22 protein-coding genes are annotated in these 21829 nt (G+C 63.5%); 11 read left to right on the top strand and 11 right to left on the bottom strand.

The annotated features are described in order from the left end of the window. Nucleotides 1-18: 18 nt before the first annotated feature. From ACSMXM_RS11655 to coaD, 4 genes are read left to right on the top strand one after another with little or no spacing between them, the layout of a single operon-like run. Entirely contained in the window at nt 19-579 is a 561-nt protein-coding gene (locus ACSMXM_RS11655; protein WP_460316247.1) for a thiamine phosphate synthase, read from the top strand. A gap of 32 nt (nt 580-611) precedes the next feature. After that, complete coding sequence (locus ACSMXM_RS11650; protein WP_460316246.1) at nt 612-863, top strand: exodeoxyribonuclease VII small subunit; 252 nt, start codon at nt 612-614, stop codon at nt 861-863. Between the two features lie 25 nt (nt 864-888). Beyond that, nucleotides 889-1791 carry a polyprenyl synthetase family protein gene (locus ACSMXM_RS11645; protein ID WP_460316434.1) on the top strand — a complete coding sequence of 301 codons (903 nt, stop codon included), beginning with the start codon at nt 889-891 and terminating at the stop codon, nt 1789-1791. Then, nucleotides 1791-2297, top strand: coding sequence for a pantetheine-phosphate adenylyltransferase (gene coaD, locus ACSMXM_RS11640; protein ID WP_460316245.1), 507 nt, complete (start codon nt 1791-1793; stop codon nt 2295-2297). Before ACSMXM_RS11645 ends, coaD begins: the two co-directional genes overlap by 1 nt. On the opposite strand, the gene ACSMXM_RS11635 is transcribed toward coaD, so the two are convergent. The 4 genes from ACSMXM_RS11635 to ACSMXM_RS11620 form a co-directional block, all read right to left on the bottom strand. Continuing rightward, complete coding sequence (locus tag ACSMXM_RS11635) at nt 2285-2884, bottom strand: LabA-like NYN domain-containing protein (RefSeq protein ID WP_460316243.1); 600 nt, start codon at nt 2882-2884, stop codon at nt 2285-2287. The two genes, coaD and ACSMXM_RS11635, sit on opposite strands and share 13 nt — an antisense overlap. A gap of 75 nt (nt 2885-2959) precedes the next feature. Next, a complete protein-coding gene (locus ACSMXM_RS11630; RefSeq protein ID WP_460316432.1) occupies nt 2960-4162 on the bottom strand; it encodes a DUF445 domain-containing protein in 1203 nt (400 codons plus the stop codon). A 62-nt stretch (nt 4163-4224) separates the two neighbouring features. Next, the gene (locus ACSMXM_RS11625; protein WP_460316242.1) at nt 4225-7392 is read right to left on the bottom strand and encodes an efflux RND transporter permease subunit; all 3168 of its coding nucleotides are present in this window, start codon (nt 7390-7392) and stop codon (nt 4225-4227) included. Nucleotides 7393-7395: 3 nt separating this feature from the next. Continuing rightward, nucleotides 7396-8580 (bottom strand): efflux RND transporter periplasmic adaptor subunit, encoded by a 1185-nt coding sequence (locus ACSMXM_RS11620; RefSeq protein ID WP_460316241.1) that lies wholly within the window; start codon nt 8578-8580, stop codon nt 7396-7398. A gap of 258 nt (nt 8581-8838) precedes the next feature. Here ACSMXM_RS11620 and ACSMXM_RS11615 point away from each other — a divergent pair, with 258 nt between their 5' ends. Together ACSMXM_RS11615 and ACSMXM_RS11610 are read left to right on the top strand one after the other, a co-directional pair. Further along, on the top strand, nt 8839-9090 hold the full coding sequence (locus ACSMXM_RS11615) for a GlsB/YeaQ/YmgE family stress response membrane protein (protein ID WP_460316240.1): 252 nt from the start codon (nt 8839-8841) through the stop codon (nt 9088-9090). 111 nt (nt 9091-9201) lie between these two features. Then, nucleotides 9202-9933: an SIMPL domain-containing protein gene (locus tag ACSMXM_RS11610; RefSeq protein ID WP_460316239.1), complete on the top strand. Its 732-nt coding sequence runs from the start codon at nt 9202-9204 to the stop codon at nt 9931-9933. 30 nt (nt 9934-9963) lie between these two features. Here ACSMXM_RS11610 and ACSMXM_RS11605 read toward each other — a convergent pair whose 3' ends face one another. Genes ACSMXM_RS11605 through ACSMXM_RS11595 form a run of 3 tightly spaced genes read right to left on the bottom strand, consistent with a single transcriptional unit; the run spans nt 9964 to nt 12763 of the window. Continuing rightward, a complete protein-coding gene (locus tag ACSMXM_RS11605; RefSeq protein ID WP_460316238.1) occupies nt 9964-12162 on the bottom strand; it encodes a ribonuclease R family protein in 2199 nt (732 codons plus the stop codon). Beyond that, on the bottom strand, nt 12159-12542 hold the full coding sequence (locus ACSMXM_RS11600) for a type II toxin-antitoxin system death-on-curing family toxin (RefSeq protein WP_460316236.1): 384 nt from the start codon (nt 12540-12542) through the stop codon (nt 12159-12161). Before ACSMXM_RS11600 ends, ACSMXM_RS11605 begins: the two co-directional genes overlap by 4 nt. Next, entirely contained in the window at nt 12539-12763 is a 225-nt protein-coding gene (locus ACSMXM_RS11595) for an AbrB/MazE/SpoVT family DNA-binding domain-containing protein (RefSeq protein WP_460316235.1), read from the bottom strand. Before ACSMXM_RS11595 ends, ACSMXM_RS11600 begins: the two co-directional genes overlap by 4 nt. Nucleotides 12764-13059: 296 nt before the next feature. Here ACSMXM_RS11595 and ACSMXM_RS11590 point away from each other — a divergent pair, with 296 nt between their 5' ends. Continuing rightward, nucleotides 13060-14553 carry a DEAD/DEAH box helicase gene (locus tag ACSMXM_RS11590; protein WP_460316234.1) on the top strand — a complete coding sequence of 498 codons (1494 nt, stop codon included), beginning with the start codon at nt 13060-13062 and terminating at the stop codon, nt 14551-14553. Between the two features lie 87 nt (nt 14554-14640). Beyond that, nucleotides 14641-15264, top strand: a complete 624-nt coding sequence (locus ACSMXM_RS11585) for a trimeric intracellular cation channel family protein (protein WP_460316233.1) — start codon at nt 14641-14643, stop codon at nt 15262-15264. Nucleotides 15265-15314: 50 nt separating this feature from the next. On the opposite strand, the gene topA is transcribed toward ACSMXM_RS11585, so the two are convergent. Continuing rightward, nucleotides 15315-17951 carry a type I DNA topoisomerase gene (topA, locus tag ACSMXM_RS11580; RefSeq protein WP_460316231.1) on the bottom strand — a complete coding sequence of 879 codons (2637 nt, stop codon included), beginning with the start codon at nt 17949-17951 and terminating at the stop codon, nt 15315-15317. A gap of 127 nt (nt 17952-18078) precedes the next feature. Between topA and plsY the strand changes: the two genes are divergently transcribed. From plsY to aat, 3 genes are read left to right on the top strand one after another with little or no spacing between them, the layout of a single operon-like run. After that, nucleotides 18079-18681 carry a glycerol-3-phosphate 1-O-acyltransferase PlsY gene (gene plsY, locus ACSMXM_RS11575; protein ID WP_460316229.1) on the top strand — a complete coding sequence of 201 codons (603 nt, stop codon included), beginning with the start codon at nt 18079-18081 and terminating at the stop codon, nt 18679-18681. Beyond that, on the top strand, nt 18681-19778 hold the full coding sequence (gene dprA, locus ACSMXM_RS11570) for a DNA-processing protein DprA (RefSeq protein ID WP_460316227.1): 1098 nt from the start codon (nt 18681-18683) through the stop codon (nt 19776-19778). Before plsY ends, dprA begins: the two co-directional genes overlap by 1 nt. Beyond that, nucleotides 19744-20454, top strand: a complete 711-nt coding sequence (gene aat, locus ACSMXM_RS11565) for a leucyl/phenylalanyl-tRNA--protein transferase (protein ID WP_460316225.1) — start codon at nt 19744-19746, stop codon at nt 20452-20454. The genes dprA and aat overlap by 35 nt, the downstream gene beginning before the upstream one ends. Here aat and ACSMXM_RS11560 read toward each other — a convergent pair. The 3 genes from ACSMXM_RS11560 to ACSMXM_RS11550 are packed head-to-tail and all read right to left on the bottom strand — an operon-like array spanning nt 20382 to nt 21794. Continuing rightward, a complete protein-coding gene (locus ACSMXM_RS11560; protein WP_460316224.1) occupies nt 20382-20831 on the bottom strand; it encodes a DUF2155 domain-containing protein in 450 nt (149 codons plus the stop codon). The two genes, aat and ACSMXM_RS11560, sit on opposite strands and share 73 nt — an antisense overlap. Further along, nucleotides 20818-21393, bottom strand: a complete 576-nt coding sequence (gene mlaD, locus ACSMXM_RS11555) for an outer membrane lipid asymmetry maintenance protein MlaD (protein ID WP_460316222.1) — start codon at nt 21391-21393, stop codon at nt 20818-20820. The genes ACSMXM_RS11560 and mlaD overlap by 14 nt, the downstream gene beginning before the upstream one ends. Further along, nucleotides 21390-21794: an NADH:ubiquinone oxidoreductase subunit NDUFA12 gene (locus ACSMXM_RS11550; protein WP_460316220.1), complete on the bottom strand. Its 405-nt coding sequence runs from the start codon at nt 21792-21794 to the stop codon at nt 21390-21392. The genes mlaD and ACSMXM_RS11550 overlap by 4 nt, the downstream gene beginning before the upstream one ends. Nucleotides 21795-21829 lie beyond the last annotated feature (35 nt).

Genomic DNA, 21829 nt, shown 5'->3' with positions numbered 1-21829 from the left:
CGCCGCCGCAATCCCCCAATGAAGGCATTGCCGAGCTGCTGGCTCGTTTCCGACCCGGAACGTGGCGGTAAGCTGCTGTCGACGATGGCAGTTTTGCCGCGCGGGTCCGGCGTGATTTTCCGCCATTATAACGTGACGGACAGAGAAGATCTGGCACGAAGGGCGATGCGTCTGGCCCGCCGACGCGGCCTGTTGTTCATTCTTGCGGGCGATGAGCGACTGGCGCGGCGTATCGGCGCGGACGGCGTCCACATGCCGGGTTTCGAAAACGTGCATCGGCCGCTGACGGCTGCGGCGCATGACAGGGTCGAAATCGTGCGCGCGGCACGGGCAGGCGCACGGGCGGTTTTCCTGTCGCCGGTCTTTGCCACGGGCAGCCATCCGGGTGCCCTGCCGCTCGGCCGCGTGCGCTTCGGCCTGCTGGCGCGACACAGCCCGCTTCCCGTTATCGCGCTGGGCGGCATGACGCGGGCGCGCTACCGCTCGCTGGTGCCGCTGGGCGCCCGCGGCTGGGCGGCGGTATCCGCCCTTTCCAAAAGCGCCGGCAGCGGGCATTCGCCGCGCGGAACTGTCTGTTGACCGCTGCCGCCCCTGCGTTACAGATTGTCCGCATGACAGAAACGACCGCCCCCCCCGAACAGGACATGGATTTCGAAACCGCGCTGAAGCGGCTGGAGGACATCGTCCAGACGCTGGAGCGGGGCGAGGTACCGCTGGAAAAATCCATCACCCTCTACGAGGATGGCGTGCGGCTGAAGAAAATCTGCGACGGGAAGCTGGAATCCGCCCGCACCCGGATCGAGAAGATCACCCTGGACGGCGCGGGACAGCCGGTCGGCACGATGCCGCTAGATGCGGAATAGTGGCGCGGACCGCGCGCCCGGTATGATGCGATCGCTAACGTCAGTCAGTCTGAAGCCGGCGCTGGATGCCATCGCCAAGGCGGTGGATGCGCGTTTCGATCGCCTGTTGCCGATCCCCGACGACCCGCGCCGCCGCCTGATCGAGGCGATGCGCTATGCCGCCATGGAGGGGGGGAAGCGCCTGCGCCCTCTTTTGACGGTCGCGGCATGCGACCTGTTCCACGTCGACAAGGAACGGTCGCTGCGCGTCGCCATCGCAGCGGAATGCGTGCACGTCTATTCCCTGATCCATGACGACCTGCCGTGCATGGACGACGATGCCCAGCGGCGCGGCAAGCCGACGGTGCATTTGGCGTTCGACGAAGCGACGGCGGTTTTGGCAGGCGATGCGCTGCAGGCGCTGGCCTATGAGGTTCTGGCCGACGAACATACGCACGAAGATCCTGCCGTCCGTGCCCGCCTTTGCCTCGCGCTTGCCCGGGCGAGCGGCCCCAATGGCATGGCGGGGGGGCAGATGCTGGATCTGGCGGCGGAGGCGGAGCCGTTCGACCTGCCGCTGACGACGCGCCTGCAACAGCTGAAGACGGGCGCGCTGATCGGCTTTGCCGTAGAGGCTGGCGCCATCATGGGGAAGGCCGAGGAAAAGTCGCATGTGCGCCTGCGCGGCTATGCCCATGATCTGGGACTGGCGTTCCAGATCGCCGACGACCTTCTCGACATAGAAGGCGATGAGGAAATTGCCGGCAAAGCGCTGGGCAAGGACGGCGCCGCCGGCAAATCGACCTTCGTGTCCCTGCTGGGCGCGCCCCGCGCCCGCGCACAGGCGGAAATGCTGATCGACCAGGCGATTGCGCACCTGGACGGGTTCGGCACGGAAGCGGATTTGCTGCGCGCCATTGCCCGTTTCGCCATTGAGAGGGACCGTTAATGCGTATCGGCATCTATCCCGGGACGTTCGATCCCCTGACCCTGGGTCATATCGACATTATCCGCCGCGGCGCAAAGCTGGTGGACCGCCTGATTATCGGCCTCAGCACAAATCCGTCCAAGACGGCGATGTTCAGCCTGGAAGAGCGCCGCCAGCAGGTGGAGGCGGAGGTCGCGAAACTGGCCGAAGATATTCAGGTCGTCACATTCGACGGCCTGCTGGTGCATTTCGCGGCCGAGCAGAATGCCAGCATGATCATTCGCGGCCTGCGCGCCGTATCCGATTTCGAATATGAATATCAGATGGCCGGTATGAACCAGCAGCTGGACGACGAGGTGGAGACCGTCTTTCTGATGGCGGATGTTGCGCTGCAGCCGATCGCCAGCCGCCTGGTCAAGGAAATCGCGCGCTTTGGCGGGTGCATCGACAAGTTCGTGACACCGGAAATCGCGCGCCTGGTGGGGGACCGCGTTCAGAAGGTCGCGACGGCCGATCAGTCCTCGTAACCGTCGTCATCCACATAAGGGTCGGCGCGTCCTTCGCCATGCGTTTCCCAATCGTCCATGGTGGACAGGAAATCTGTCAGGTCGATGAAATCATTGACCGACTTCTGAAGCTCTGACGACGCCTGCGATTTTGTGGAGGCGGCCTCCACGCGAATGCCGCGGCGGCGCAGTTTTTGCGCCAGATAATGGAAATCGGCATCGCCGGTCACCAGCACGACGACATCAGGCTTTATCTCGATGCACATTTCGACCGCATCCATCGCCATCAGCACGTCGACATTGGCATTCAATGTCTCCGGCCGTTGCGGCGAGCCCTTGCCGTGATGCGTGACCGCCATGAAGCCGTTGAAGCGCAGGAAGTCGCGAAAGCGGATCTTTGCGTCGTGGCGCTGCTGCCATTCATGCGGCATATCCTCGTACCGCATGGCGGGCGGCAGACCCAGATAGACGACCATTTCAACGAGCTGGCGGTCATGCCCCTCGTCAGCCAGATAATCGGCAAGCGCCAGATAGTCGGTCTTCTTGCCTGCCTGATAGGCGGCGTGGGCAAAATTCGCTTCGTCAACGAAAATCAAAATGCGCTTCACGGTCAAAATTCCCTGGAAAAAGTGCTGGCGTAATCGGACTGCAATAGCCCGTCCGACGCCCTTCTCCAAACCGCGCTAGAAGGTGACGATCAGCGCGTGCAGCGTCAGGCCGACCAGACCGCCGACCAGCGTGCCGTTTATGCGGATGAACTGCAGATCGCGTCCCACCGCCCGCTCCAGCCGGTCGCTGACCGTCGCGGTGTCCCACCGCTTTACCGTATCGGACACGATGCTGACGATCTGCCGGCCATAATCGGCGACCAGCCCGGTGATGGCGCGGCGGGCATATTTGTTGAGCGAATGGCGAAGCCGGGCATCTGATTCTATGGTCGTGCCCAGCGATCGAATCCCCTCTCCCAGCCGGCCTGATAGGGCAGCCTTCGGGTCTGTCAGCGACGTGCGCAGCGTTTCCTTCAGATTGCCCCAAATGCCATCCAGGAACCGCCCCAGTTCGGGATTGGCGATCAGCTCCGATTTATAGCGTTCCACCTTCGCCTGCGTTTCCGGCAGATAGCGCAGGTCGAATGCCATATCCTTCAACGCGATCATGACCTTGATGCGCAGGGGATGCTGCGGATCGGCGGCCATGTCGGCAAGCAGCTTGCGCGATCCGTTGATCAGCGCATTCGCGACACGTTCGTCGACCCCCGCCAGGCGCAGGACCCATTGTGTCCGCTCCTGCACCAGATCGCGGATCAACCCCTCATTCTCGTCCAGAATACGCGCCAGCCAGACGACGGCGTTGTCGAACACAGGCTGCAGACGCCCCTCGTCTATCGAACGATCCAGAATGCGGCCCAGCAGGGGCGCAAGCTCCAGCTTTTCCAGGTTTGAGGAGATGCCGCCGCGCACCAGGCCGGAAATCGCCTTATTATCCGCAGCATCCATCATTTGCATGGCGAAGCGGGCGACGCCGCCGCGCGGCCCCATGGCCTTTCCCGGACTGGCCAGCCAGCGGGCGGCCGCGCCCGCCATGTCGACGTCCTTTAGACGGCGGGCGATGATGGGCGGGGTCAGGAAATTTCCCTGCAGGAAGCCGGCCAGATTGTCGGCCAGTCGGTCCTTGTTCTTGGGAACGATCGCCGTGTGCGGGATGGGCAGGCCGAGCGGATGACGAAACAGTGCGACGACGGCAAACCAGTCGGCAAGCCCGCCAACCAGCGCCGCCTCCGAAAAGGCCTGGGCATAGCCGATCCAGGCCGCATCCCCCTGCAGCCGGTGCGTGAAGATGAAGATCGCCAGCATCAGAACCAGCAGGCCCGTCGCGATCACCCGCATACGCCGCGCCGGATGCGGCTGGAACAGGGTCAGCGGTCGTCTGTCAAAGGAACGCAGCGGCCTCACTCCGCTGGCGTGGAGCCGCCCGCGGCAGTTTCCGGCACGTCATCCGCACCGGTGCCCTGATGCCGCCTGTTCACCAGCCGACCCAATATCTTGCCCAGCCACTTCTCGAAATCATCGGCCAGGCTGAATCCCGCCGGTACGATCAGCAGGGTCAGGATGGTGGACAGGATCAGACCGCCAATCACGACAATGCCCATGGGCGCGCGGAAGCCCGCGCCGCCGGTCGTCGCAATCGCGGTGGGAAGCATGCCCGACGCCATGGCCACGGTGGTCATCACGATGGGCTGTGCGCGTTTGCGACCCGCATCGATGATGGCGATCTTGCGCGGCACACCCGCGGCAATTTCCTCAAGCGCGAAATCGATCAGCAGGATCGAATTCTTGGCGACGATACCCAGCAACATCAACAGGCCGATCATGACCGGCATGGAGAGGACATTGCCCGTCAGATGCAGGGCAATACCGCCACCAAGCGGGGCAAGCAGCAGAGACCCCATGTTCACGAACGGCGGCATCACACGCTTGTAGAGCAGCACAAGCACTGCAAACACCAGCAAAATACCCGACACGGTGGCGATGAAAAACTGCTCGGTCAGTTCCCCCTCGATCTTGGAATTGCCGAATGTCGGTGTCGTGACCCCCATGGGCAGATCCTGCATGGCGGGAATTCGTTCCGCAATGCGCTGCCCCTCGCCCGTGACGACGCCTTCGACCAGATCGGCGCCGATGATGATGCGATCCTGCTGTGCGAAACGCTGCAGCACCTCGGGGCCAGAGCCCAGCGTAATATCGGCAACTACCTTAAGCGGGACGGAACCGCCGCTGGTTGTCGGAACCGGCAGGTTTTCGATCGTGGCGAGCGTCTGGCGCGATGATTCGGGCAGCAGGACGCGGATCGGTATCTGCCTGTCCTGCAGGCTGAATTGCGCGACGTTCTGGTCGATATCGCCAATCGTCGCGATGCGTACAGTCTGGCTGAGCGCGGCCGTCGTAATACCGAGGTCCGCAGCAAGAGCGAAATTGGGCGAGATGACGATTTCCGGCCGCTGTAGTCCGCCCTCTATGCGGGGCTGCACGAAAATATTGTTCTGGCGCAGCTGCTCCACGATCAAATTCGCATGTTCGTTCAGGATTACGGAATCGCTGCCGGCAATCATCAGATTGACGTCGCGGGCGCTGCCGCCGAAATTCTGCTGTGCCTGGAAACCAACGCGCGCATCGGCAAAGCGGCCAAGGTCGGGACCCAATTGGCGGGCATATTCGATGCTGGACCGTTCGCGATCTTCCTTAAGATTGACGTAAAGCGTTGCATCGGCGACGCCGACCGCCTGAAACACATCCTGGGTTTCCTGTTCCTGCAACAGGAATTGCGTGACGGCGTCCGATACACGCTCCGTCTGCGCCAGCGTTGAGCCCGGCGGCATGTTGATGTTGACCTGGACGGTGTCCTCGTCAACCGACGGGTTCATCGTAAACGGCAGGGTGGCGAACGTGACGACCGTCAGGATCAGGGCGACGAAGCCGACCAGGAGCGTCCAGACCCGGTGATCGCGCACCAGATCGCCGCCAAGGCGCCGCACGAAGCCGCGCTGACGCTTCTCTCGCTCTGACAGTTTCCGGCGGTGCAGCGACCAATTGAGTATGCGAAGATAGGTCTGCATCGCACGGCCGCCCGCATGTTCCTTTTCCCCATGCGCATGCAGGAAGAAGGCCGCCATCAGCGGCGTCACCATGCGCGCGACCACCAGGCTGAACAGCACTGCCGCGACGACCGTCAGGCCAAAAGGTTTGAAAAACTGGCCGGGGATGCCCGACATCAGGCCCACGGGCAGAAACACCGCGACGATGGAACTGGTGGTCGCGACCACGGCCAGGCCAATCTCGTCCGCCGCATCCATCGATGCCTGATAGGGTGACTTGCCCATTCGCATGTGCCGGACGATATTCTCGATCTCCACAATGGCATCGTCGACCAGCACGCCAGCGACCAGCGCGAGCGCAAGCAGCGACGTATTGTTGAGCGTGATCCCAAGCAGATCCATCACCCAGAAGGTCGGTATCGCGCTGAGCGGAATGGCCGTCGCGGCGATCAGCATCGCGCGCCAGTCACGCAGGAACAGCCAGACCACGATTACCGCCAGTATCGCACCCTCGATCAGCGCCGCCATGGAGGATTCATACGCCTCCACCGTCTGATCATAGGGGGTAAACAGGATCGAGAAGGTGACGCCGGGATAATCCTGCCGCATCGCATCCAGTTCATCCTGCATGCTTTCATAGACCGAAACGTCCGATGCGCCCTTGGCCTTCTCCACGCGCACGCCGATGACCTCGCGGCCATTCTGCTTTGAAATCAGGCGCTTTTCGCCGATGCCATCGGTCACGGTCGCAATGTCGGACAGGCGGATCGACCGGCCATTGCCCAGGTTGATCTGCATATTGCTGAGTGCGTACGCACTATCGGCATTGCCGAGCACCCGTACCGATTGTTCGCCGCCGGCGATTTCGGTGCGCCCGCCACCGGCATTCAGGTTCAGCTGCAGCAGCTGCGCATTCACTTGCGCCGCCGTCACGCCGATCGACTGCATGCGCGCCGGATCCAGCTCCACGCGAATTTCGCGGTCGACGCCGCCCGACCGGCTGACTGCCGCCATCCCCTCAAGCGACAGCAGCCGCTTCGCCACGACATCGTCCACGAACCAGCTCAATTGCTGCTCCGTCATGTCGACGGCGCCAACCGAAAGGTAGGCAAGGATGCCGCCCAAATCGATGCGTTGCACCTGCGGTTCCAATATCCCGTCCGGCAGATCGGCGCGGATGTTGGAAACGGCGTCGCGAACGTCGTTGACCGCTCGGTCGATCGGTACGTCCATGTCGAACTGAACCGTCGTGGTGGAACTACCCTCCCGAATGGTGGAGGTGATTTCATCGACGCCGTTGACCCCGCGCACGGCGGCCTCGACCCGCTGCGTCACCTGAGTCTTTAATTCTTCGGCGGCGGCACCCGGTTGCGCCACCGTCACGCTCGCGACAGGGAAGCTGACATCCGGCTGATTATTGACGTCCAGCCGCAGGAAACTGACGAGGCCCGCCAGCGTCAGCGCGACGAACAGCACGATCGGAACGACTGGGTTCTGGATCGACCAGCTGGAAATATTGCGCATGGCCTAGTCGTCCCGCTCGACAAGCTGCGGCACGACGCGGTCATTATCGTTCAGGAAGGCACCGGCTGAAAGGACGACCTGCTCGTCGCCTGTCAGGCCCTCTTCAATCACCACTCCGTCGGGAGTGATGGCCCCCACGCGCACGGGTTGCCGCTTCGCCCGGTTTTCGGAATCAACGATATATACATAGCTTTCGCCGCCACCGCCAAGAACGGCGGATTCAGGCAGTAGTGGCCGGGTCGCGGTGCCGGTGTCGATTGTTCCGGTGGCAAAGCCGCCGGGCCGAACCTGACCGTCGGAGCGAATGAGGATGCGCGCCGTTCCCTGCCGCGTGCTTGGATCGATCAAGGGTTCCACCATCCAGACCTCGCCCGGATAATCCACCGGGCTGCCAACCAGGCTGACGGTGGCGTCCTGCCCCACACGCAACGAGCGCAAATCCTCTTCGGCGACGAGCGCCTGCAATTCCATCTGTCCGCCCTGTGCGATGCGGAACAATGCCCCCGATCCGGAGCTGACAACCTGACCCTGCTCCACGCTCCTTTGCAGGATCAGACCCGCCTCCGGCGCGCGCACGTCCAATTGTCCCAGCTGCGCCTGCATCGACGCCAGTTGCGCCTTTGCCACATTTACATTCGCGCGCGCGCTGTCCCGGGTGGCGGTACGTCGTTCGATATCTGCCGTCGAAATGAACCCGCGTTCGACAAGGGCCTGGGCACGCTCCAGCTCTGACTGAGCCAATTGCGCGTCCGCCTCTGCCTGGGCCACGGACGCGCGCATCTGCGCCACTTGCTGCTCCGCAACCGCCCTGTCGATACGGGCAAGAACCTGTCCGCGTTCCACATAATCGCCTTCGTCCACCAGAACGGCGGTGACCATGCCGCCCTGGCCTTGGACGCCGACAGGCAGGTCGCGCCGCGCAGCAACGCTCCCGTTCACACGGACGCTGGCGGTGACGGGGCGTGCACCCGGGACGCTGACGGAAACAGTAGGCGCACTGGCGCCGGCCGCGCCCGCACTTTGCGGCGGGATCTCGCCGCCGCTGCCGGCTCCCAGAAACCAGAACAGCAGGCCGCCGACGACCGCCGCCGCAACGACCAGTGATATAATGGCACCGCGCGAAAGGCCCCGGCCAGAGCGCCGCGGTTCATCCAGGGGCGAACCGGAAACGTCGATTCGTTCGTGCATGTTCATCTCTCACGCCTCGCGCTTCCGGACTGATCCCACCAGCGGATGGGACCGACTATTCCTTACGTGTATTAGTTGAATAAGTCACTGGCGGCAAGCGCGGGTTGCCACCCCGGTCCGGCTGCGGCGCTTCACATAGTCGCAAAGCAGTGAAACTCAATCTTCTGCTGTTGCAGTTGAGCATCAGTTTTCGACTATCGGAAACTTCTCGGTATTCGCGCGTTCACGGTCATATCAACAAAGGGAAGGACGAATTTCATGGGCGATATTCTCTACTGGATTATCATCGGTTTGGTCGCGGGCATTTTGGGCAAGATGATTATGCCCGGACGTGACCCCGGCGGCATCATCGTCACCATCCTTCTGGGCATTGCGGGTGCCGTCGTCGGCGGTTTCCTGGCTGGACTTCTGGGAATCGGCGGCGGATTTATCGTGACGCTGATCGTCGCAACGCTTGGCGCCGTCCTTCTGCTGTGGCTGTATCGCATGTTCCGCGCCCGCAGCGTTTAAATATCAGGGCGTCAGGCGCTATTCAGCCTGATGTGTGAAAATAGACAGCGCGTGCAGGAACTCCCTGCGCGCGCTGTTCGCTGTCGGGGACTTTCCCCAAGGAGATGATGAATGAGACGCACGATGATTGCCGCATTGGCAGGTACCCTTTTGACGCTGCCCCTGGCGGGCGCGGCCCTGGCACAAGACTCGGTTCCTGTGATGGCAAAGGACATGACGCTCCTGACCATCTCGGCCACGGGAGAGACGAAGGCGGATCCAGACATCGCCACGATCAGCGCCGGAGTCGTGACCCAATCGGCGACCGCGAATGAAGCGATGCGCGAGAACCGGACGCGCATGGACCGGGTTATCGCCGCGCTGACCGCGGCGGGTGTCGATGAGAAGGACATCCAGACCGACAATCTGAACCTCAATCCGCAATATCGCTATGCCGAGAATGAGCCGCCGCAGATCACCGGGTACCAGGCGCAGAATACGGTCAGCCTGACCCTACGCGACATCGCCAATGCGGGCGCAGCGCTCGACGCGCTGGTGGCCGAAGGTGCAAACCAGATCAATGGCCCGACGTTCGGCATGGAGGATTCCGAAACCGCCATGAACGAGGCGCGGATCGACGCGATGCGCAATGCCCGCGCACGCGCCGATATCTATGCGCAGGCAGCAGGAATGCAGATCGCACGGATCGTTTCGATCAGTGAAAGCAGCAATTATGCCCCGCAGCCGCCGAGGCCGCAAATGATGCGGAGCGCGGCAATGGATCAGGCCGAAGCCTCGACGAAGCTGCAGCCGGGTCAGTTGGACCTGACGGCCGACGTCACCGTCATTTATGAACTGAGATAGAAGCTCGGCAAAAACCGGGGGGAGAGCCCCTTAGCTTTTCCCCCGCTTGCGGCCGGCTTTTTTGCGCCCACTCTTGGCAACCTTGCCTTTACGCGCGGCACCCTTGCCGGTGCGCCCCTGTGCGGGCTTTTTGCGTCCGTGGCGCGGCGCCGGTGCAGGAGCGTCTCCCTCCAGCCGTTCGAAGCGAAGGCCGCCTGTGACGGGATTGGCCTCGGCCAGGCGCAGCTCCAGTCTTTGTCCCAACGTGAAGCTCTCACCACTGCGCTCGCCGGTGATCGTGCGGCTTGTCTCGTCGAACTCGTAATAATCCTGCCCCAGCGCCCGCATCGGCAGCAGGCCATCGCCACCGACGCCATCGACCGTCGCGAACAGGCCGTGGCGCGTGACGCCGGTAACGCGGGCGGTAACCACCTCGCCCTCGCGCTCCGACAGATAGGCGGCGACATAGCGGTCGATCGTGTCGCGCTCGGCCTCCATCGCACGCCGTTCGGTCTGCGAGATATGCTCACTGATGATGCTCAGCTCATCGATCTCGCCCGCGGTCAATCCGCCCTCGCCCAGCCGATAGGCGCGCACCAGCGCGCGGTGCACCAGCGTGTCGGAATAACGCCGGATGGGCGACGTAAAATGCGCGTAGCTGGCCAGCGAAAGCCCGAAATGGCCAAAATTGTCCGTGCCGTAATAGGCCTGGGTCTGGCTGCGCAGCACCTCCAGACTGACCTGCTCGCGCAATAGCGGATCGTCGATATTGTCCAGAACCTTGGCGAACATGGCGGGCCGCACGACCTGCCCCTTCGCAAAGGGAATATCCAGCGTTTTCAGATATTCCCGCAGGGCGTCGATCTTTTCCGCGCTGGGCGTTTCATGCGCGCGATAGACGACGGGGGATCGCTTCGCCTCCAGCGCCTTTGCCGCCGCGACGTTCGCCGCGATCATGTAATCCTCGACCATGCGGTGCGCGTCCAGCCGCTCACGCAGGCCGATGGCGGCTACGCGGCCCTGCTCGTCCAGTTCGATCCGCCGCTCCGGCAGCTCCAGCTCCAGCGGCTCGCGCCGCTGGCGCGCCTCGAACAGGGCACGCCAGCAGGCCCACATCTCCTCTATGCCGGGATAGTCTGCCGCCGCCTCATAGGCGATGTTTGCCGCACAGCGGATTACCGCGCGGGTAAAGCGCCAGCCGGACAGGCTGCCATCCGGCGCCACGTCCAGATGGCAGGCCATGACGGCGCGATCCTGATGCTCGACGATAGAGCAGGCACCCGCAGATAATGCCTCCGGCAGCATGGGGACGACACGGTCGGGAAAATAGACCGAATTGCCACGCTTGCGCGCTTCACGGTCCAGCGCAGTGCCGGGGCGCACATAATAGGACACATCGGCGATGGCGACGATTGCGTGCCAGCCGCCCCCCTCCTTCGCCTCTACCCACAGCGCATCGTCATGGTCGCGCGCGTCGGCGGGATCGATTGTGATGATATCCAGGTGCCGCAGATCCTCGCGGCCCTCCCCCAGCGGCATCTCGGCCGCCCGCTCCGCCTGTTCCAGCACCTCCTCGGAAAAGACGTTCGGAATGCCCTTGGCATGAATGGCGATCAGAGAGATGGATTTTGGCGCGAACGGATCGCCGAGGCGCTCGGTCACGCTTGCCTTGCGACCCTCCGTGCGCGCCAGCACCAACTCCTCGTCATTCGCGCCGCCGGCATCCGACACGGGGACCGTCTTGCGGATTTTCTTGTCTGTCGGCTGCAGATACCAGCCGGATGCATCACGCCGCAAAATGCCCAGCATATCCTCTGCTGCGCGGCCGATCCGCTTCATGACATGGCCGCTATAACCCCGCCCGGTCTCCTCGATACGGGCCAGCAGGCGGTCGCCCTCGCCCAGCGCGGCCTGTCGCGCCCGCTTGCCGCCGCCGCGCTGTTCGCGAACCCGCACGCGCGGCGGTGGATCGGCATGATCCCAATTGTCCGGCACGGCGAAAATGGCGCCATCCTCAACATGCGTCACGCGGAGGACAGCAACACGCGGCAGGCCGCCGCCTTCGTGCACTTTCCGGCCCGGCCCAAGGTCCAGCACGCCATCGTCCGCCATGTCGCTCAACAGCGCGCGCAGGTCCCGCCGCTGATCGCCACGCACACCGAACGCTTTCGCGATCTCTCGTTTGCCGACCGGCGTATCGGACGATTTGACGAACTCCAGGATCGCGTCTCGGGTTGGAAGGTCGGTCAAGAGACGATCCGCGCCCGGAACCAGGCGGCCACCTCGTCCTTGGCTAATTTACCCGCTGCAAGCTCTAGCACCATGTTCGTGGCTTCGATCTTATCAAATTCGATCGACACCCCATTCAGTGACAGGAACAGACGGGCAGCAATCCACGCCGTGCGCTTGTTTCCGTCCACAAACGGATGGTTTCGTGCAATACCAAATGCGTAGGAGGCTGCGAGCGATGCGGCATCCGGTGAGCCATAGGCGGCCAGGTTCAAGGGCTTTGCCAGCGCCGATTCCAGCAAGGCAAGATCCCGCGTCCCCTCGCCGCCCTTATGCTCGGACAGCTGGCGGTCGTGTGAGGCGATGATCGTTTGGATGACCAGCCAGCGCCACTCGCTCACTTCGCCAGTACGCGAAGAATGTCGCGATCGTCGTTCATGATCCGCTCGGCATGCTTCATCTGCTCTTCGAACTCTGGGTCGTAAGGCGAGAGGCGATAACTACCATCGGGTGCTTCGGTCAGATAAAGGACGTCACCCTTGTCCGCCTTCAGGCGGGCGAGCACGTCCTTCGGAAAGATGGCTCCGACGGAATTACCGAAGCTGGTAAGTTTCAATGGCATGTTCATCAGTTCGTTATAACAGATGTTCGTACGCCTGCAAAGGGCGGACTGCTTCATTGACAGACAGCCGCTCTTCCCCCATATGCGCCGCCAGCATCAGTGTTGCAGTGCAACATGATGGGTGAGCGGCGTGAAACGCCGGTGGCGAGATAGCCGCTGTTGAGCTCCTCCTTGGGATGCACCCTCTTCAAACGTCCTGTTTCACGCGGGGACGTCACCCGCGCGTGACGTGCTGCCGCTTTCGTGGCGCTGCGTCGGGCGCTCGCACGTTTTTGTGCGCACGAAAGATAAAATACATGACTAACTTCAAAGATATGAACCTCGCCGAGCCGCTGATGCGCGCACTTGAAAGCGAAGGTTATACGACGCCGACCCCGATCCAGGCGCAGACCGTGCCCCTTGGTATGCAGGGTAAGGACATTCTGGGCATCGCGCAGACCGGAACGGGCAAGACCGCGGCATTCGCGCTGCCCATCCTCGATCGCTTCAGCCGCAATACGGCCCGCATAGAGCCGCGCCGTCCGCGCTGTCTGGTGCTGGCGCCCACGCGCGAACTGGCGACGCAGATCGCCGTCAGCTTCCGCACCTATGGCCGCTTCCTGCGCCTGTCGGTCGAGACCGCATTCGGCGGCACCCCGGTTGGCAAGCAAAAGCGCGCGCTGGATCGCGGCGTCGACATTCTGGTCGCGACACCGGGCCGCCTGATCGACCTTCTGGAGCAGCGTGCGCTGACCCTGGACGGTATCGAGGTACTCGTGCTCGACGAAGCGGATCAGATGCTCGACATGGGCTTCATTCACGCCCTGCGCCGTATCGTGCCGCTGGTCCCGAAGAAGCGCCAGACGCTGTTCTTCTCGGCGACCATGCCCAAGGACATTTCCGAGCTCGCCAGCAAATATCTGACCAACCCGGAAAAGGTTGCGGTGACGCCCGTCGCCACCACCGCCGAACGGGTTCAGCAGACGGCAACGCTCGTCAATCAGAACGAGAAGCAGGCGCTGCTGACCGTCATGCTGGAGCGTGAGCCGATCGAGCGCGCACTGGTCTTCACGCGCACGAAGCATGGCGCCGACCGCGTCGTCCGTCACCTGCTGGCGGCGAACATCAAGGCGGCGGCGATCCACGGCAATAAGAGCCAGGCACAGCGCGAACGCGCGCTGGAGGCATTCCGCGAGGGCAAATGCCCTGTGCTGGTCGCGACGGATATCGCCGCGCGCGGCATCGACATTGACGGCGTGTCCCACGTCATCAATTTCGAAGTCCCCAATGTGCCGGAACAATATGTCCACCGCATCGGCCGCACCGCACGCGCCGGCGCGGATGGCTTGGCGATCAGCTTCGTTGCGAAGGACGAACGCTCCTATCTGCGCGACATCGAGAAGCTGACCCGCCAGAGCCTGCAAATGGTCCCGCTGCCGGAAAATTTCGTGGCGGATGTCGAGCGCGTCAACAGCATGAAGCTGCCCCCGAAAAAGTCGGGCGGCGAATATGAAGGTGGTCGCGGCGGCAATCGTGGCGAGGGCCGACGTCGCGGTTCCGGCGGCGCACCCGGCGGCAATCGCAATGGCGGCAATCGGCGCGGCAAGCCCCAGGGCGAGGCCATTCGCGAAGATCGCGGCCCCCGCGCAAATCCAGTCTCCAACCGCAAACCTGCGGGCGCCCATGCGAGCGCCGGAAAGCCCGGCGGCGGCTGGCGTGGCAAGGGCGGCGGCAAGCCGGCAGGCGGCAGGCCCGCGGGCAGCAAGCCCGCCGGCGGGCAGCGCCATTCCGGCGGACCCCGCCAAGGCTGAGAGCAGGGAAGGGCCGCGTCCCCATGGGGGCGTGGCCCGCCTCTCGACACCGCTTTTGACGCCACCAGCATCGATCTCAGCACCGACATGGACATCGCCCTTATCGTCCTCAGCGCGATCGGCACGGCCGTCTTCGCCATTTCGGGCGCCCTTCTGGGCCTGCGAAAGGGAATGGACATTGTCGGCATATCCTTTGTCGCGACCGTCACGGGCATCGGCGGGGGTACGATTCGCGATGTCCTGCTGGGCGCGCTGCCCGTCGCCTGGGTACGGCAGCCGACCGATATCGCCATCTGCCTTGCCTGTGCCTTCATCGTCGGAGCGCTGAACAGGCCGCTGCTCGGCAATCGCATGACATGGCTGCTTTATGCCGATGCGGCGGGCCTGGCGCTGTTTGCAGTGCTGGGCGCCGCAAAGGCGGAAGCGGCAGGAGCGCATCCGCTGGTCTCTATCCTTTTCGGTGCGATGAGTGCATCGTTCGGCGGCATCATTCGCGACATCATCTGCGGCGAACGACCGATTCTGTTCGCGAAGGAAATCTACATCAGCGCAGCGCTGCTCGGCGGCGGCGTATTCGTTGTCCTATCGGACTTCTTTGCGTTTCAACCTGCGGCCATCGCCGGCGTTCTGGCGGCCTTGACCCTCCGCCTGCTGGCGATGCGATATGAATGGAGTCTGCCCTTTCCCCGTTACCGCGAGCCGCTTAGCTGACCGTTCGCATCGGGTTACACCCGCATCCCTTATGAAGATTTGGGTATCCCTTATGAAGATTTGGCGGCGGGCTTCTTCTTCGCTGGTGCCTTTTTCTTCGCGGTCGACTTCTTGGCGGCAGGCTTTTTGGCAGCGGCTGCGGTCTTCGCAGGAGCCTTCTTTTTCGCGGTCGTTTTCTTCTTTGCGGGCGCCTTGCGTTTTTTCTTTGCCGGCCCCTTTGCCGCGCGTTCGTCGATCAGCTTTGCCGCCTCTTCCAGGGTCAACGCCTCAGGATCCGCGTCACGTTTCAGGCTGGCATTGGTGCTGCCGTCGGTGACATAGGGACCATAGCGCCCCTCCATCAGGCGGATTTCATCGCCTGAAATCGGATGCGCGCCCATGATCTTCAGGGGCTCCGCCGCCTTGCGCCGCCCGCCAGACGCGGCCGCCTCCGCCAGCTTTACCACGGCGGCATTCATACCGGTTTCGAATACCTCCGCGGTGTTCGCCAGCTTCGCATATTTGCCATCATGGCGCAGATAGGGGCCGTAACGGCCGATCGCCGCCTCTATATCCTTGCCGGTTTCAGGGTGTTGCCCGACGATCCGGGGCAGGGAAAGCAGCCTTACCGCCATGTCAAGATCGACGGACTCCGGATCGATGTCTTTCGGTATGGAGGCGCGCGGCGGCTTCTTTTCCTCGCCCTCCTGCACGAACAGGCCAAAGCGGCCAGACCTGATGGACACCGCCTCGCCGCTGCCCGGGTGCGCGCCCAGTTCCTTTGGATATTCTCCCGCCGCGGCATCTGCGTCGCCGGAGCGGTTGCCGAATTCGCGCGTAAATTTGCACTCAGGATAGTTGGAGCAGGCAATGAACGGACCGAATTTGCCGCCGCGCAGCGCCAGGCGACCATTGTCGCAGGCCGGACAGGCGCGCGGATCGCTGCCGTCCTCCTTCGGCGGGAACAGCATCGGCTCAAGAAACTCATCAATCGACGCCATCACCTCTGACGGCTGACGCTCCATGATTTCCTGAGTTTTAGGGAAGAAATCCCGCCAGAAGGCGCGCAGCACGTCCTTGTAGTTTTCATCGCCGGCGGAAATCTCGTCCAGCTGTTCCTCCAGCCCGGCGGTGAAATCATATTCGACATAGCGCGTGAAATAGCGTTCCAGAAACGCCGTCAGCAGGCGACCCTTCTCCTCAGGATAGAAACGCTTCTGTTCCAGCCGGACATAGTCGCGGTCCTTCAACACCTGCAGGATCGAGGCATAGGTAGACGGACGGCCTATCCCCAACTCCTCCAGCCGCTTGACCAGACTGGCCTCCGAAAAGCGCGGCGGCGGCTGGGTGAAATGCTGATCGGCACTGGCGTCGGTGCAGGTCGGCGTCGCATCCTTCTCGATCTTCGGCAGGCGGCGATCGTCGTCCGATGCCTCATCATCGTCGGGCGCGTCGTCGACATCCTCGCGGTAGAGGGCCAGATAGCCGGGAAAGACCAGCACCTGTCCCGTTGCGCGTAGTTCGGCACGGCCGTGCCTGTCGTGCAGCGTCACCGTGGTGCGGTCGAATTTCGCCGATTCCATCTGGCTGGCCAGCGTCCGCTTCCAAACGAGGTCGTACAGCCGCCGCTGTGCATCCGGCAGGCTTTTCAGCGCCTCCGGCCCCTTGGAAAGGTCGGTGGGCCGCACGGCTTCGTGCGCCTCCTGCGCGTTCTTGGCCTTCGATTTATAGACGCGCGGCGATTTCGGCAGGTGCGCCTGCGTATAGCGGTCGGCGATGACGGAGCGCGCCTGCGCGATGGCCTCGCCCGCCATTTCGACGCCATCGGTCCGCATGTAGGTTATGTGCCCGCCCTCATACAGCGCCTGCGCCGTCCGCATGGTGTCGGACGCCGACATGCCCAGCTTGCGCGATGCCTCCTGCTGCAGCGTCGACGTCGTAAATGGCGGATAGGGATTGCGCGTGACGGGTTTGGTTTCGACCGCGCTGACCTGATATTCGCCCGCCTTCACATCCGCCTTCGCCTCATTGGCGAGCGCGGCATTGCCCAGGGAGAATTTGTCCAGCTGCTTGCCCTGCCAGTTTACCAGGCGCGCGGGAAAGCTTTGTCCATTGGGCAGTGCGAAGCTGCCCATGACGGTCCAGTATTCCTGTGGCTTGAACGCCTCGATCTCGCGTTCGCGCTCGGTGATCAGGCGCAGCGCGACGGATTGTACGCGGCCCGCCGATTTCGCGCCGGGCAATTTGCGCCACAGGACGGGCGACAGGGTAAAGCCGACCAGATAATCAAGCGCGCGGCGCGCCAGATAGGCGTCGACCAGCGGTCCATCGAGGTCCCGCGGCGCGGCCATGGCGGCGGTCACGGCGGCCTTTGTGATCTGGTTGAAGGTGACGCGCTGAACCTCTGCCGGCAAAGCCTTCTTGGCCTTCAGATGTTCGTACAGGTGCCAGCTGATCGCCTCCCCCTCGCGGTCGGGGTCGGTTGCCAGGATCAGGCGATCGGACGCCTTTGCACGGCGGGCGATATCGTTCAGCTGTTTCGACCGGTCCGCCTGGACCTGCCATTTCATCGCGAAATCATTGTCGGGGTCGACCGAGCCGTCCTTCGGCGGCAGGTCGCGCACATGGCCATAGCTGGCGACCACGTCGTAATCAGATCCCAGATATTGATTGATCGTCTTGGCCTTGGCAGGCGATTCGACGATCACGAGACTAGTGGCGATAACGGCGCTCCCTCATAGGCCCTGGCGGCGGCATATAGAGCCGACAGTGGCGACGGCAAGGTTAAGCACCCTGCTCTTTTCAACGCCCCCTCCACAACATATGAGGCTAGGCATGCCCATTGGCCTCATCTCCTCACCCTGGTTCTGGCTGGTCATTGGCTATTTGCTGGGCGCCATTCCCTTTGGCCTGATACTGACGAAGCTGGCCGGGAAGGGCGATGTGCGGACCGTCGGTTCCGGCAATATCGGCGCCACCAACGTGCTGCGCGCCGGCGGCAAGGGGCTGGCGATCGCGACCTTGCTTCTGGATATCGGCAAGGGCGCGCTGGCCGTGTGGCTGGGCGGTGAATATGCCATGGGCGGGGAAATATTGGGCGGCATGGGCGCCTTTCTGGGGCACCTTTTCCCCTTCTGGCTGGCATTTCGCGGCGGTAAGGGCGTCGCCACCATGCTGGGCATCGCGCTCGCGCTGGGGTGGAAGATCGGTCTGGTATTCGCGCTGGTATGGCTGGGGACGGCGCTGGCCACGCGATATTCTTCGCTGGCGGGCATCTTTGCCAGCCTGGCCGCGCCGCTGGTACCGCTGCTGGGCGGACGCTGGGATGCGGCACTGCTGCTGGGCGGCATGGCCATGCTCGTCATCGCAAAGCATGAGGCAAACATCCTGCGCCTGCGCGCGGGGACCGAATCGAAGATCGGCGCGAAAGAAGCCTGATGGCCTCCGGGGTGGAGCGGGAGCGGCTGGCCAAGCTGCGGCTGGCGCGTACCCCCCGCATAGGGCCCGTCACCTATAGGCAATTGATCGCGCGCTACGGCAGTGCGCATGCCGCGCTGGAGGCTCTGCCGCATCTGGCAAGGCGCGGCGGGCGCAGCCTGACACCCGCCAGCGCCGCCGATGCGGAGCGGGAAATGGAGCTGACCGCGCAGGCGGGCGCGCAGATGATCTTCGTCGGCGATCAGGACTATTCCGTGCCGCTTTCCGAAATCGAAAGCGCCCCGCCGGTAATCAGCGTGCGTGGCAATCCCGCCCTGATGGCCAAATCGTGCGTCGCGATGGTGGGCGCGCGCAACTCCTCCGCTGCCGCACGGCGGTTCACCCGCGAATTGGCGCAAGCCCTGTCGCAAGCGGGCATGGTGGTCGTGTCGGGGCTGGCGCGCGGCGTCGATGCAGAGGCGCATGTCGGCGCGCTGAACGGTGGGACGATCGGCGTGATCGCGGGCGGGATCGACGTCAAATGGCCGCGTGAAAATGACGCCCTGCACGAGGACCTGTACGCGCGCGGCCTGGTCATTGCAGAGCAGCCCTTCGGCATGGAACCGCGCGCCGCCCATTTCCCGCGCCGCAACCGCATCATCAGCGGCCTCAGCCGCGGCACCGTCGTGATGGAGGCCGCGCCGCGTTCCGGCAGCCTGATCACCGCCCGCATGGCGAATGAGCAGGGTCGCGAGGTCATGGCGGTGCCCGGCTTTCCGCTCGACCCGCGCGCCCGGGGATGCAATGGTCTGATCCGGGACGGGGCAACCCTGGTGCAGTCGGTGGAGGACATCATCGAAACGCTGACGCCACTTGCGGATATCCCGCACGTCCGCGCGGGCCTTTTCGATTATATGGCGGCACCCGTCGAGGAGCCGGATGACGGCGCGCGCGTGCAGATCGAATCGCTGCTGTCGCTGACCCCCGTTCCGGTCGACGAACTGGTACGCCTGGCGGGGATGCCGCCCGCCACGGTTGCGACAGTGCTTTTGGAACTGGAGCTGGCGGGACGCGTCCACCGCCATGCCGGCGCCCGGGTTTCCCTGTCCAGTGAGTGACGCGCCCGACAGGCCGGAGGCGAGAGAGCGCCTGGATCCCGAACTGCTGTTGCGGGCCTATGCCGCCGGGGTTTTTCCGATGGCCGACAGTGCAGAGGATGACGATGTTTTCTGGGTGGAGCCGAAACTGCGCGGTATCCTGCCGCTGGACCATTTTCACCTGCCGCGCAGCGTCGCAAAGCTGCTGAGGCAGGATCGGTTCGAACATCGCGTCGACACCGCCTTTGGCGAGGTGGTCGGTGCCTGTGCCGCGCGGGATGAGGGCACCTGGATAAATGGCGACATTCGCGCCGCCTATGGGGAGCTGCATCGCGCCGGCCATGCCCATTCCGTCGAATGCTGGCAGGATGGTGAACTGGTGGGCGGCCTTTACGGTGTGCGCCTCCGCAGCGCCTTTTTCGGCGAAAGCATGTTCACTCGCGTATCCGGCGCGTCAAAGGCGGCGCTCGCCCATCTGGTTGCGCGGCTGCGTACCGGCGGTTTCACGCTGCTGGACACCCAGTTCCTGACCGACCATCTGGCGCGCTTTGGCGCGACGGAGGTACCGCGCGACGCGTACCGCACCTATCTGGCCTCGGCCCTGTCGACAGAGGCGGATTTCGATCAGTTGACGACGATGGTGTCGGGTCCGGTGTCCGGCCAGTCCATATTACAGGCGCTGACCCAGACATCATAATAGGGATGGTCGAAGCTGTTTAGCGACGGCGTATTGGCATAGAGCCATCCCGAAAATACCCGCGCCTTTTGCGCGCCGGGCCTGGGCTGATGGTCGATCTGCAGGAAACCTCCGATAAATTCCTGGTCGGCCCATGGCGGCGTTGCCTCGCAGGCACGCACATTGATCGTTAGACCGCGATAGGTAACCGCCTTGCCGGGATTGCTCTCGATCGTTTCGGTGGACTGGCTGACCTTGTCCAGAATACCGATCGTCACCACGCGCTCAGCCATGGGCGTGGGCCCTTCCGCTGCTTCCGCCCCGGCCGGCGGTGTGGTCTGCGCTGTTGCAGGAGCCGCCAGGGACAGGGCGGCGAGAATCAGACTAGAGCGAATCATCTTCCAGCCCGTCACTCTCCGGCGCGCCGAAATCTTCCTCCAACACGCCGAACCCGCCGTCATCTGCGCCGCCGCCCGATCCCGATGAAGCCGCCGGTGCAGATTCGCCGCTATTGTTGATATAGCTGCCGATCAGGCCCAGCATGTCCACAGACCCCTGCGTATCGAGGATCTCGTCGCCGTCCCGTAACTCTTCGGGATCGCCGCCGGGCGTCAGTGCGATATAATTGCCGCCCAGAATGCCCTCCGACGTAATCGAGGCCGAGGAATCGGCCGGCAAATGATAGCGGTCGTCAATGGCAAGCTGCAGGCGCGCCCGGAACGGGAACTCCCCTTCAAGACTTTGGTCCACGACGCTGCCGACGGTAATGCCGGAAACCCGCACGTCCGTGCCCTCCGCCACGCCTGCGGCATTTTCAAATAATGCCGCGATTTCATACATGTCCTCGCCCACCTGTGCGCTGGTTCGCTGATAGAAAACCAGCGCTGCAACGATAGCGATGAACAGAACGCCGGCACCAATCAGCGCCTCGACGAGATTCTGCCGAAACAACTGGTTCACGCTGCATCCTCGTCGGGTGACCAGGCCTCGTAATCGCCGGTGGTGCGCGGCCGTGCAGTGCCGAGCGTGGGCAGGCCGCCGGGGCGCACATAGGCTTGCGCGCTGCCGGTCAGGTTGGGCTGGTGCTGGCGCAACCAGGGCCGCCGCTCCGCCTGCGGGTCCGGCACCGCCTCCAGAGTGCGATGCAGCCAGCCATGCCATTCGGGCGGAACGCGGCTGGCTTCATTCTCTCCGGAATAGATTACCCAGCGGCGCTCTCGCATGCCGTTCTTCGCCGCCTTGCGATAATAGCGGTTCCCGGCCAAATCGGTGCCGACCATCTCTCCATTGCGAGAGGACCACAAGCGGGTGCCGAGGGTCGGACCGTCCCACCAGGTGAAGATTGATTTAAAAAGGCCCATTCACGGCCCCTTCTTGCTAGGCGAAACTGCGGAGC

It is taken from the genome of Pacificimonas sp. ICDLI1SI03 (genome assembly GCF_054740865.1).
This window is presented reverse-complemented; position numbering and strand designations above follow the sequence as displayed.